The 12,275-nt window shown below is 47.6% G+C and carries 13 protein-coding genes; 5 read left to right on the top strand and 8 right to left on the bottom strand.

Annotated features, from left to right (window positions below):
* Nucleotides 1-98: 98 nt before the first annotated feature.
* On the top strand, nucleotides 99-656 hold the full coding sequence (locus BLU47_RS11215) for an HU family DNA-binding protein (RefSeq protein ID WP_091962590.1): 558 nt from the start codon (nucleotides 99-101) through the stop codon (nucleotides 654-656).
* 30 nt (nucleotides 657-686) lie between these two features.
* Complete coding sequence (locus BLU47_RS14830; RefSeq protein ID WP_176780563.1) at nucleotides 687-803, top strand: smalltalk protein; 117 nt, start codon at nucleotides 687-689, stop codon at nucleotides 801-803.
* 84 nt (nucleotides 804-887) lie between these two features.
* Here BLU47_RS14830 and rpsJ read toward each other — a convergent pair whose 3' ends face one another.
* From rpsJ to BLU47_RS11180, 7 genes are all read right to left on the bottom strand, one after another.
* Entirely contained in the window at nucleotides 888-1,193 is a 306-nt protein-coding gene (gene rpsJ / locus BLU47_RS11210) for a 30S ribosomal protein S10 (RefSeq protein WP_091962586.1), read from the bottom strand.
* Between the two features lie 144 nt (nucleotides 1,194-1,337).
* Nucleotides 1,338-1,739 carry a PepSY-like domain-containing protein gene (locus tag BLU47_RS11205; protein ID WP_176780562.1) on the bottom strand — a complete coding sequence of 134 codons (402 nt, stop codon included), beginning with the start codon at nucleotides 1,737-1,739 and terminating at the stop codon, nucleotides 1,338-1,340.
* A gap of 20 nt (nucleotides 1,740-1,759) precedes the next feature.
* Nucleotides 1,760-3,568, bottom strand: coding sequence for an ABC transporter ATP-binding protein (locus tag BLU47_RS11200; RefSeq protein ID WP_255402170.1), 1,809 nt, complete (start codon nucleotides 3,566-3,568; stop codon nucleotides 1,760-1,762).
* Nucleotides 3,569-3,695: 127 nt separating this feature from the next.
* Nucleotides 3,696-5,825 (bottom strand): elongation factor G, encoded by a 2,130-nt coding sequence (gene fusA / locus BLU47_RS11195; protein WP_091962581.1) that lies wholly within the window; start codon nucleotides 5,823-5,825, stop codon nucleotides 3,696-3,698.
* A 30-nt stretch (nucleotides 5,826-5,855) separates the two neighbouring features.
* Nucleotides 5,856-6,332 carry a 30S ribosomal protein S7 gene (rpsG, locus tag BLU47_RS11190; RefSeq protein ID WP_091962578.1) on the bottom strand — a complete coding sequence of 159 codons (477 nt, stop codon included), beginning with the start codon at nucleotides 6,330-6,332 and terminating at the stop codon, nucleotides 5,856-5,858.
* Between the two features lie 152 nt (nucleotides 6,333-6,484).
* Complete coding sequence (gene rpsL, locus BLU47_RS11185) at nucleotides 6,485-6,865, bottom strand: 30S ribosomal protein S12 (protein ID WP_072290382.1); 381 nt, start codon at nucleotides 6,863-6,865, stop codon at nucleotides 6,485-6,487.
* 192 nt (nucleotides 6,866-7,057) lie between these two features.
* Nucleotides 7,058-7,378 carry a DUF3467 domain-containing protein gene (locus tag BLU47_RS11180; RefSeq protein WP_091962576.1) on the bottom strand — a complete coding sequence of 107 codons (321 nt, stop codon included), beginning with the start codon at nucleotides 7,376-7,378 and terminating at the stop codon, nucleotides 7,058-7,060.
* A gap of 112 nt (nucleotides 7,379-7,490) precedes the next feature.
* Between BLU47_RS11180 and BLU47_RS11175 the strand changes: the two genes are divergently transcribed.
* Genes BLU47_RS11175 through BLU47_RS11165 form a run of 3 tightly spaced genes read left to right on the top strand, consistent with a single transcriptional unit; the run spans nucleotide 7,491 to nucleotide 11,361 of the window.
* Nucleotides 7,491-8,351, top strand: a complete 861-nt coding sequence (locus tag BLU47_RS11175; RefSeq protein ID WP_091962573.1) for a DUF3737 family protein — start codon at nucleotides 7,491-7,493, stop codon at nucleotides 8,349-8,351.
* On the top strand, nucleotides 8,348-9,496 hold the full coding sequence (locus BLU47_RS11170) for a MalY/PatB family protein (protein ID WP_143025552.1): 1,149 nt from the start codon (nucleotides 8,348-8,350) through the stop codon (nucleotides 9,494-9,496). The genes BLU47_RS11175 and BLU47_RS11170 overlap by 4 nt, the downstream gene beginning before the upstream one ends.
* On the top strand, nucleotides 9,493-11,361 hold the full coding sequence (locus tag BLU47_RS11165; protein WP_255402169.1) for an OPT family oligopeptide transporter: 1,869 nt from the start codon (nucleotides 9,493-9,495) through the stop codon (nucleotides 11,359-11,361). The genes BLU47_RS11170 and BLU47_RS11165 overlap by 4 nt, the downstream gene beginning before the upstream one ends.
* Here the strand turns inward: BLU47_RS11165 and BLU47_RS11160 are convergent.
* On the bottom strand, nucleotides 11,342-12,271 hold the full coding sequence (locus tag BLU47_RS11160; protein ID WP_091962568.1) for a site-specific tyrosine recombinase: 930 nt from the start codon (nucleotides 12,269-12,271) through the stop codon (nucleotides 11,342-11,344). The two genes, BLU47_RS11165 and BLU47_RS11160, sit on opposite strands and share 20 nt — an antisense overlap.
* Nucleotides 12,272-12,275: the final 4 nt, after the last annotated feature.

Below are 12,275 nucleotides of genomic sequence, written 5' to 3'. Positions count from 1 at the left end.
GTTTTCCTTAACAGTACCTACAGAAAGCGAAACGAGGCGACAACGAGAGTATTAACAAAATTATTTACAAATATCTAACTAACTTATTATTAAAAATTATGGCTATTAAAGTAATTGCACAGCGACGTGAAGTAAAGCTCGGTAAGAATCCTGGCAAGAAGTTCGTGATGCGTCCCGACCTCTACATCCCCATCCAGGAGAAGAAGGTGTTCGCGGAGGCTGCTACCCACTCGGGAATCTCTGCAGGTGTGATCAAGGCGGCTTGGGATGCTGCAGGTGAAGTAATCCGTACGTGGGCGACCGAAGGTCACTCCATCCCTCTGCCCGGACTCGGCACCATGCGCTTCGGCGTCCGCTCCAAGGCCGTTGCCGACCTCGAGGACGTGAAGACCAGCCTCATCAGCGTGCGCCGCATCATCTTCACGCCCAACGTCGACCTGAAGGACGAGCTGAAGAACACCTCCATCCAAATCACCTGCCTCGACGAGGATGGCAACGTGCTGAAGCGCGTGACCTCCGACGACAGCGGCGACGTGGAGGATGATTCTAACGATAACCCTAACCTTAACCCTAACCCTAACGATAACACTGGTGGTGGTGAGAACCAGGGTGGTGGTGACAGCGGTAGCATCGTAGACGGCGTGGACGAAGGGTAAGTGAAGAATTGAAGAATTAATATTTAATCTATGAAGAAAGAGACTTGGAAGACGATTTTGCAGTTTATTGTCAGTATTCTGACGGCTGCACTGACGGCATTTGGCACGACATCGTGTTTAGGACACGGTCCACTGGCGCTGCTTTAGGCGCACGGTGGTGACACAAAGAGAAAGTGGGGCAACCATTGAGGTTGCTCCACTTTATTCACTTCCTTTAGACAAAAGACAAAACTATACCTTGATTTCTACCTCAACACCACTGGGGAGTTCAAGTTTCATCAGGGCATCAACAGTCTTAGCCGTTGAGCTGTAAATGTCAATCAGACGCTTATAGTCTGAAAGTTGGAACTGCTCACGAGACTTCTTGTTAACGAAGGTTGAGCGGTTTACAGTGAAGATACGCTTGTGAGTAGGAAGGGGGATAGGACCGCTGATGATTGCACCTGTGGCCTTTACAGCCTTCACAATTTTCTCTGCTGACTTGTCTACGAGAGTATGATCGTAGCTCTTCAGCTTAATACGAATTTTTTGACTCATAAATTTTGAATTAATTGTTTGATGTTTAAATAAAGTGAGGACTACCGCTAAAGAGTCATTTGCTCAACGGCAGTTCAACTTTTGGGTTGCAAAGGTACGCACTTTTTCCGATTCCACCAAACTTTTCCTCATTTTTTTCGGTAATCAGTCTATTTCCCCTATAAACTGGAATTGTTTATTAAAGCGAAGGTCCATATCATCTGACAGTTCTAGTTTATAGCCATATTCCTTTTTACTGAACTTGGTCACCACGTTATTTGGATAGTGCGTCTTAACGTACTGCATGATCGTGTCAGGTATCAGTATTGAAGGAACCCCTGTCTTTTTACGACCGACACGCTTCCAATTACCTTGCATGTCAAACTCTATCTTCGTTCCGTCATTAAGCCATACACTGTACTCTCTCGTCCCTTCATCATTTTCTATTTCCACAAGAACAACAGATGATTCAGGAAAATATTGGTCAATGAAAGCAGTAGCCTGAACGGGAACAGAGGCATCCTCGCATGACACCATCATCACCAGTGCCAGCAGCCAAACTATCAAACTATAATATTTCATCTTCTTCATTCCTCCATTACATCAGCTATTCTATTCGCATTCATACTACGCGCACTGGCATCAAAGAGGTCCTTGTAGCGCCCACCTTGTCGATAAACCTCTGTCGGGGTTCCGCTCTCTATCACCCTTCCCTGCTCCAGCAGATAGAGATAGTCTGCATCCACAATCTGTCCGATATTATGGGAGATGATGATGACCGTTCGACCTTGTTTGATAGCATCAAGACTCGATTTAATCTGTTCTGCCGCAATCGCATCAAGACTTGCCGTTGGTTCGTCAAGAATGATGATTGAGGGGTTCTTAATAAACATACGAGCAATAGCAACACGCTGCTGCTGGCCACCACTCAAACGGAGTGCATTCGTTTCGAAGCCCTTGGGCAATGACATAATCTGGTCGTAAAGGAATGCCTGGCGAGCTGCTACTACCACATCCTCATGTGTTGCCTCTGGATTTCCGTATTTGATATTTTCTTCGATGGAGCCATCAAAGATATGATTCCGCTGCATAACTAGTCCTATATGATCACGTAACCATTGTGTATTCCACTGTTCAAGAGGTTTCCCGTCAAGTCTAATCGTACCAGTGTCACCCTGATAAAACTTATCGAGTAGATTCACAACAGTACTCTTTCCCGCACCACTCACGCCCACCAAAGCAGTAATCTTACCTGGTTCAATACACATAGAGACGTCATGAAGGGCTTTCACACCATTAGGATAACTGAAGCTGACGTGCTGCAATTCGAAGTGCCCCTTTACCTGTGCTGGGTGATATTCACCACTTGTTTCTACATCATCTTCCTTCTCCAAAAGATCCAGAACTCCCTCTGAGTAGACAAGGGCGTCGTTCAAATCGTCATAGATTCGGTGCAACTGACGGATTGGTGCACTGACATTCGAAAAAAGCATCACATGATACATAATCTTACCAATGGTCATTCCCGGATAGTCGACGAGCACAAGATATGCCGTTAGAATAATGACCAACACAGTACCTATCTGCTCCAAGAATCCCTTCAGTCCTGTAAAGAAATAGCTCTGTTTGCGCGTGCTCAACTGCAAGTCCGTTACCACATCTTGCACATGCGCCTGTCTCTCTCCCTCTATCTGTTCACGATTGAACGACTTGATAACGGTAATGTTCTCTATCGTGTTCAGAATGTTTTGACTGACAGTCTGCTGTCCTTCGTATATTCCCCGTCGGCCAGCTCTCATCCGCTCTGCTTGGATATAGGTAACATAGAAATATATGGGAACAATACACAAAGCCACAAAACCCACATAGACATTCGCCAAGAACATCAAGACGAGGGCAATAATTGCACTGGTGAATAATGGCAAGATGTCTATAAAGAAGATGTTGACCGACCTGCTGAGGCTCAACACACCCTTGTCAATACGTGCCTGCAGTCTGCCTGGCTCGTTGCCGCCCGTCGTGAAGAAAGCCATACGAAACGTCAACACATGCTCAACGGCACCTACTGACAGGTCGCGGCTAACCAAAATACGCATACGCTCACCATAGTAGCGGCGAAAGAAGTTAACGATAGTGGCAAGTACTTCCTTTCCCAAGAGCACGCTACTGATAGTAAGTAGCAGACTCATCGCACTTCCCCATGACAAGGTTGGCTGTTGATCTAGGACATTGATGGCATCTACCGAACGGTCAAGCACTATAGCATTCACCTGTGCCAACAATGAGTTTACCAATGTAAGCACAAGTGTTACAAAGACCAACCAGCGATAGGGCCTCACATAGCGCATGATGCAAGCCAGCAGTCTACCTATAGTCATCTTTCCTTTCTTGCTCATAAGCCACATCTATTGCCTGCAAAGATAACGCATTCTATTCAAATATCAAAGAAATATACCAGAAAAAGAAAAATTCCCGGAAACAACAGCAGTTTCCGGGAATCCTATAGAATAGTAAGAACCTGTCTTATACGAGGTCTGCACGACCTTTCACCTCTTCCAGTACAGCCTTAGCCAAAGCTGAAGACAGAGGAGCGTGGTGATCGTACTCCATAGAACTGGTTGCACGACCAGAAGTGATGGTACGCAGAGCGGTTACATAACCGAACATCTCTGACAGAGGAACCTGAGCCTTTACGACACGAGCACCGCTGCGAGCCTCTTCCATACCTTCTACCTGACCACGACGCTTGTTCAAGTCACCAATAACGTCACCCATGTTCTCCTCGGGAGTAACAACCTCGAGCTTCATGATGGGCTCCATCAGTACAGGCTTAGCCTGAGCGCAAACTGACTTGTAAGCCATCTGGGCAGCAATCTCGAATGAGAGCTGGTCAGAGTCAACGGGGTGGAATGAACCATCAACAACGACAACCTTCAAGGAATCAACGGGATAGCCACCGAGGATACCATTTTTCATAGCTGCCTCGAAACCTTTCTGGATAGAGGGGATGAACTCCTTAGGAATGTTACCACCCTTCACCTCGTTAACGAACTGCAAGCCACCGTTCTCCTTGATGTTCCAATCGTCATCAACAGGACCAACGTTTACGATGATGTCAGCGAACTTACCGCGACCACCCGACTGCTTCTTGTAAACCTCACGGTAGCCCATAACAGTCTTGGTGATGGCCTCCTTATAGTTAACCTGAGGCTTACCCTGGTTACACTCTACCTTGAACTCACGCTTCAGACGGTCGATAATAATATCGAGGTGAAGCTCACCCATACCTGAGATGATGGTCTGACCACTCTGCTCGTCGGTACGAACGGTGAATGTCGGGTCTTCCTCGGCCAACTTAGCCAAACCATTGTCAAGCTTGGCAACATCTGCCTGTGACTTAGGCTCAACAGCGATAGAGATCACAGTGTCAGGGAAGGTCATAGACTCCAGTACGATAGGCTTCTCCTCGTCACAGAGGGTATCACCAGTACGGATATCCTTGAAACCTACACCTGCGCCAATATCACCAGCATCGATAGAATCCATAGGAATCTCCTTGTTGGAGTTCATCTGGAACAGACGGCTGATACGTTCCTTCTTGCCCGAACGGGGGTTGTAAACGTAAGAACCAGCCTTTACGCTACCAGAGTAAACGCGGAAGAATACCAAACGGCCCATGTAGGGGTCTGTAGCAATCTTAAATGCCAAGGCTGCTGTGGGCTCGTCCTCGCTGGGCTTACGACCCTCTTCCTCGTCAGTGTTGGGGTTAGTACCAGTAACCACCTCAACGTCAACAGGAGCAGGCAGGAAAGCACAAACATAGTCGAGCAACGGCTGAACACCCTTGTTCTTATAAGAAGAACCACAAATCATCGGGGTGCAAGCCATAGAGATAGTACCCTTGCGGATAGCTGCGATAATCTCGTCCTCAGTGATTGAGTTAGGATCGTCGAAGTACTTCTCCATCAAGGCCTCGTCATACTCAGCAGCAGCCTCAAGCAGCTTGTTACGCCACTCGTCGCACTCGTCCTGCAGGTCAGCGGGGATTTCTTCTACATCATATTCAGCACCCATGGTCTCATCGTGCCACAGGATAGCCTTCATCTTAATCAGGTCAACAACACCCTTGAAGTTCTCCTCAGCACCGATGGGCACCTGGATAACTACGGGGTTGGCTCCCAGGATGTCCTTCATCTGCTGAACAGTCTCAAAGAAGTCTGCACCAGAACGGTCCATCTTGTTCACATAGCCGATACGGGGAACGTTATACTTGTCAGCCTGGCGCCATACCGTTTCAGACTGAGGCTGTACACCATCAGCAGCAGAATAGGTAGCGACAGCTCCGTCCAATACACGCAGTGAACGTTCTACCTCAGCGGTGAAGTCCACGTGTCCCGGAGTATCAATCAAGTTGATCTTGAAATCCTTGCCATTCCACTTCCAGTTACAGGTTGTTGCAGCAGAGGTGATAGTAATACCACGCTCCTGCTCCTGAGCCATCCAGTCCATGGTAGCTGCACCATCGTGTACCTCACCAATCTTATGCGTCTTACCTGTATAGAACAGGATACGCTCAGAAGTGGTAGTCTTACCGGCATCGATGTGAGCCATAATACCGATATTGCGGGTCAAATGTAAATCGCGGTTTGCCATTTCTTTTCCTTTTTACCTTATTAATATCTATTAGAATCTGAAGTGAGCAAATGCACGGTTAGCCTCAGCCATACGATGCATATCTTCCTTACGCTTGTAAGCACCACCCTGGTTGTTGAAGGCGTCCATAATCTCAGAGGCCAGCTTATCAGCCATTGACTTACCGCTACGCTTGCGAGCAAACGCAATCATATTCTTCATAGAGATGCTCTCCTTACGGTCAGGACGGATTTCTGTAGGGACCTGGAAAGTAGCACCACCAATACGGCGGCTCTTTACCTCTACCTGAGGAGTGATGTTATCGAGAGCCTGCTTCCAGATATCCAGAGCTGACTTCTCTTCATTCTGCATCTTTGCCTTAACGGTCTCAAGAGCATTGTAGAAAATCTCATAAGAGATGGACTTCTTACCATCATACATCAGATGGTTCACAAACTTCGACACTTTCTTGTCGTTGAAGACTGGATCGGGAAGGATCACTCTCTTCTTTGGTTTTGCTTTTCTCATTTTTTTGTTTTTGAATTAATGTCTGCTTGGGGCTGTTTCATTTGTTCTTCAACGCTCTCACACGAGCATTTACTCAACCTGTCTTTAACAATTCTCCAGCAAAACGGTTTAACTTTTTCTAATCCTTAAAGGCTTATAATCTTCTCCGATTATTATTTCTTAGCCTTAGGACGCTTAGCACCATACTTAGAACGGCGCTGTGTGCGACTGGCAACACCTGCGGTATCAAGTGTACCACGAACGATGTGATAACGTACACCGGGAAGGTCCTTTACACGACCACCGCGAACAAGCACGATTGAGTGCTCCTGCAAGTTGTGTCCCTCTCCGGGAATGTACGAGTTAACTTCCTTCTGATTAGTCAGACGAACACGGGCTACCTTACGCATAGCCGAATTAGGCTTCTTAGGAGTCGTTGTGTAGACACGAACACATACACCACGACGCTGAGGACATGAGTCCAGCGCGGGAGACTTGCTCTTGTCAACGAGCACCTTTCTGCCTTTTCTTACCAATTGTGAAATTGTAGGCATAATTGTTTGTTTTTTAATTAATTATATTTATTGATGTATTTATTTTCAAAATCACACAATACGCCTTCTTTGGCGCTTTTGGGGTGCAAAGGTACACACTTTTTTCTAAACCACCTAATATATAGAGAATAAAAAAACGCCCACTTTGTGATTTTTAACACAAAATAAGCGTTTTAATAATTATTAACTAATTCACGCCTCTCCTTTTCCCGTTGGAAAGGGCGAAATGGTACGTGGTTCTTGATTTGGAATACGAATTGGGCCAAATTCCCGCTCATAGCGCATTATGTTTTCTTGCAAGGCTCCAAGCAGTCGTTTAGCATGTTCTGGAGCAAGAATGACACGGCTTTTAACCTGTGCCTTGGGAACACCAGGCAATACCCGTGCAAAGTCAATGACAAAGTCACTGCTGGAATGGGTAATAATCGCAAAATTAGCGTATTCTCCCTGTGCTACATCCTGAGGGAGTTCTATCTGCATCTGTCCTTGCTGATTGTTGTCGTTCTCGTTCATTGTCGTTTATTTTAATTAATTATAATGTATGTGCAAAGATACGACTTTTTAGGGAATTACTGATACTTTTTCATTTTTTTTTGTATCTTTGCAGCCACAAAACAAAAATCACATGGAACTGATTAAAGAGAAGGAGTTTGGAGGTGAGCGTCCCTTATTCGCCACCCACGACCTCCGACTGGAGAATATCACGATAGTCGACGGGGAGAGCGGCATCAAACAATGTCAACACATAGAAGCCGACAACTGCCAGTTTTACGGAAAATATCCTTGGTGGCACGTTGATGGCGCACTAATTACCAACTGCTACTTTGCTGCCGGCTCTCGTTCTGCCATTTGGTATACCAACGATTTAACGATGAAAGATTGCGTTATTGACGGTCCCAAGTTCTTCCGCGAGATGAGGAATGTGGAGCTGGAGAACGTAACCATCAATGATGCCGATGAGACATTTTGGAAAATTGACGGGCTCAAACTCCATAACGTTATACTTCATGAGGGCACATATCCTTTCATGTTCTCACAAAACATTTATGTGGACGGGCTAGAGAGTGATGCCAAATATGTTTTCCAGTATTGCAAGAATGTCGAGATACATCATGCCAAGATCATTACCAAGGATTCTTTTTGGGAGTGCGAGAACATCACCATCTATGACTCCATATTAGACGGAGAATACCTGGCATGGCATTCTAAGAATGTACGACTCGTCAATTGCCATCTGGCTGGTGAGCAGTTGTTGTGCTATGCTCAGGATCTGGTGCTAGAGAACTGTACATTTGATGCTGCCTGCGACCGTGTCTTTGAGTACTCTACCGTACACGCCGATATCTCCGGACATATTGAGCACATCAAGAATCCAACCTCTGGATGCATTATCGCAGACAGCATAGGCAGTGTCACCATTGACGAGCATGTTCGTCAACCGAACAACTGTGTCATTGAGGTGAGAAATGAGAGACAAACGCGATGAATACGTATAGTTTTGACAATATCATAGAACGACGCGGGACAGGTTGCGTCAAATGGGACGAGGCCAGCGAGGGTGTCATCCCACTATGGGTTGCCGACATGGACTTTGCTGTAGCGCCAGCCATACAGGAGGCCATCCGCAAACGTGCAGAGCATCCTGTCTTCGGATACACCTTTATTCAAGAAGACTACTACGAAGCTGTCATCTCATGGTTTAAACGCCGTCATCATTGGACTATCGCGCGCGAACATATATTATATACTATAGGGGTAGTACCCGCTATGTCGGTAGCCATCAAGGCATTAACACTACCAGGTGAAAAGGTTCTCTTCCTGTCGCCCGACTACAACTGCTTCTTCAGCAGTGTGAAGAACAATGGCTGCGAGGTGGTAGAGAGCGTGTTACGATTCCACGACGACACTAGGCGTTTTGAAGTTGACTGGGAAGACTTCGAAGCCAAGTGTGCAGACGAGAAATGCACTGTATTCCTGTTATGCAATCCTCACAATCCTACCGGTCGTGTGTGGACGCGAGAGGAGCTACGGCAGATGTCAGACATTTGTCGTCGCCATCAGGTGCGCATCGTCAGCGATGAGATTCATTGCGAGCTTGTCATGCCTGGTCATCATTTTTGTCCGATGGGCCTCATCGACGAGACGACTATCATCCTGAACTCCCCATCCAAGTCATTTAATATTGCAGGTCTGCAGACGGCCAATATCATTTGTACCGATGCTACCACGCGTCGTCGTCTGGACCGTGTCATCAATATCAATGAGGTTTGCGACCTGAATCCATTTGGACCTGTTGCACTCATTGCCGCCTATAACGAGAGTGAGAACTGGATAGACGAACTGAACAAGTACTTGTGGGACAACTACACCATATTATGCGATTTCATCGGGAAAAACCTACCTCAGTGGAAAGTGATGCCTCTTGAAGGCACCTACCTTGTATGGATAGACGTTTCCTCTTGTTGTGACAATGTCGAAGCGTACTGTGACAAGATTATGCAGAAGTGTAAAGTATGGCTGAATCCCGGTTCCATGTATGGTTCCACATCAGGCGAGGGCTATCTCCGCATCAACCTGGCCTGTCCGAAATCAACTCTTCAAGAAGCATTAAAAAGATTAACAACAATATGAAAAACGAAGTAAACATTTGGTCAGTAACGTGGGGTATCGTGATGGCCATCCTGTTCTCTGCAGCTGCTGCCTACCTTGGACTGAAAGTAGGTCAGGTATTTGAAGCTGCCATACCTATTGCCATCATCGCCGTAGGTGTTTCCACTGCAGCCAAGCGTTCCAATGCGCTGCGTGAGAATGTCATCATTCAGAGTATCGGAGCCTGTTCAGGTGCCGTGGTGGCTGGAGCTATCTTCACACTCCCTGCCATTTATATCCTACAAGCCAAGTATCCAGAGATGTCTGCCGACTTTCTGAAAATCTTCATTGCCTCTCTCCTGGGCGGCGTCTTGGGTATCCTGTTTCTCATTCCTTTCCGCAAGTATTTTGTGGAAGCACCTCAGGAGCAGTTCCCCTTCCCAGAGGCTACCGCAACCACACAAGTGCTCAAGAGTGGCGACAAAGGCAGCTCACAAGCCAAGCCATTACTGATTGCCGGTCTGGTGGGTGGACTCTATGACTTTATCGTGGCCACCTTCGGTTGGTGGAACGAGAATGTAACAAGCCGAATGATACCTTTTGGTGATGATTTGGCAGAGAAAACGAAGTTGGTATTTAAGAATAACACCGGTGCTGCCGTCCTTGGCTTAGGTTATATCATCGGATTCCGCTATGCCCTCATCATCACCCTTGGCTCATTGTTCGTATGGTGGTTGATAGTACCAGGCATGGCCCTATTGTTTCCTGATACCATCCTAAACCAATGGAACCCCGCCATCGAGACCGCTGTAGGCGACATGTCACCGGAGCTCATCTTCACCTCTTACGGCAAGAGCATCGGCATTGGAGCCATTGCCATGGCTGGCATCATCGGCATCATCAAGTCATGGGGCGTCATTAAGAGTGCTGTCGGACTGGCTTCTAAGGCAGGCACTGGAGGAAATGAGCAAGGGACAAATGCTGACCTCCCCTTTCGTTTCATCGCCATCGCTTCGATACTGACCTTAGTTATCACCTTCCTGTTCTTCTGGCTGGGTGTCATGGATGGCAACCTGCTCTTCGCCCTTGTAGCCATTATCCTCACTGCCGTGATAGCATTCCTCTTTACCACAGTAGCAGCCAATGCCATCGCCATTGTCGGTTCCAATCCCGTGAGCGGCATGACGCTGATGACACTTATCCTTGCCTCTGTTGTCATGGTGGCTGTTGGACTGAAAGGTACGGGGGGCATGGTGGCAGCCCTCATCATGGGAGGTGTCGTCTGCACTGCACTCTCCATGGCCGGTTCCTTCATCACCGACCTTAAAATTGGTTTTTGGTGCGGTACACAGCCTAAGAAACAACAAACATGGAAATTCCTTGGTACACTTGTCAGTGCTGCAACTGTTGGCGGTGTCATGATGTTGCTTAATGAGACCTACGGCTTCGCATCAGGTGCTTTGGCTGCTCCGCAGGCCAATGCGATGGCTGCCGTCATCGACCCCCTGATGAATGGTGTCGGTGCGCCATGGCCTCTATATGCTCTCGGAGCCTTGATAGCTGTCATCCTGACTTTCTGCAAGGTCCCCGCCCTGGCTTTCGCACTTGGTATGTTCATTCCCATGGAACTGAACGTTCCCTTGCTGATTGGCGGTGCCGTCAACTGGTACGTTACTACGCGTTCGAAAGATGCCGAGGAAAACAAGACTCGTGGGGAGAAAGGCAATCTCATCGCCTCTGGATTCATTGCCGGTGGAGCACTGATGGGTGTTGTCAGCGCACTACTCCGCTTTGGTGGTATTCAGTTTGACTATGCGCAATGGTGGGCCAACCCGCTCTCAGAGCTATTGTCACTCGGTGCTTACATCCTGCTGATAGCATACTTTATCAGGGCAACGAAGAAATAGACTTCTTGTTACGTGGGTGATGGTTCAGAATCTCCTGCCGCAGCGTTGACATGTCGATATGGGTATAGATTTCGGTGGTACCGATACTCTCGTGGCCCAGCATGACCTGAATGGCACGGAGATCTGCCCCACCCTCCAACAAGGCAGTAGCGAAAGAGTGGCGCAGCGTGTGAGGCGAGATCGTTTTCTGGATACCAGCCTCCAAGGCCTGTTGCTTGATCATGATGAGTATCATGGTACGTGTTAGGTGGGCACCGCGACGGTTCAAGAATACATAGTCTTCCTCACCAGGCTTGATTTTCATTTGTTTGCGATCCACGAACCACAGGTCCAGTTCTTTAAGAGCCTTCGACGAGATGGGAACCAGTCGTTCTTTCGAACCTTTACCCATCACGCGCACATACCTTTCTTCTATATAGAGGTTAGTGAGTCTGAGGGATACCAGTTCCGAGACACGCAACCCACAGGAGAACAGCACCTCAACAATCGCACGATTGCGATGGCCCTCCCACTTAGACACGTCGATGGAGTCTTCCAACGCATCGACTTCTGCAGCGGTCAGGACCTCAGGCAGATGTTCGCCCAAGACTGGCGACTCCAACAACTCCGTCGGGTCGTCATCACGGTATCCGTCCAACTGCAGGAAACGGTAGAAAGAGCGCACCCCACTCAGGATGCGGCACTGCGAACGGGCATGAATGCCAATATCATGAAGTCCCGAGGCAAAATGTTGCAAATCCTCCAACTTGACATCCAACACATGCTTACCCTCGACATCCAAATAGGTAAGCAATTTTTCCAAGTCACGTTGATAGGCATCAAGTGTGTTTGCTGAATAGCCACGCTGAAGTTTCAGATATCGTTGGTAGGCTCTTACGATATTTGTCTGCGAATTCTTGCCAGTTTCCATCAAA

The sequence above is a fragment of the Prevotella sp. tc2-28 genome (assembly GCF_900107705.1).
Lineage (GTDB): Bacteria > Bacteroidota > Bacteroidia > Bacteroidales > Bacteroidaceae > Prevotella.
The sequence above is the reverse complement of the archived record's forward strand: the minus strand, read 5'-3'. Positions and strand labels throughout refer to the sequence as shown.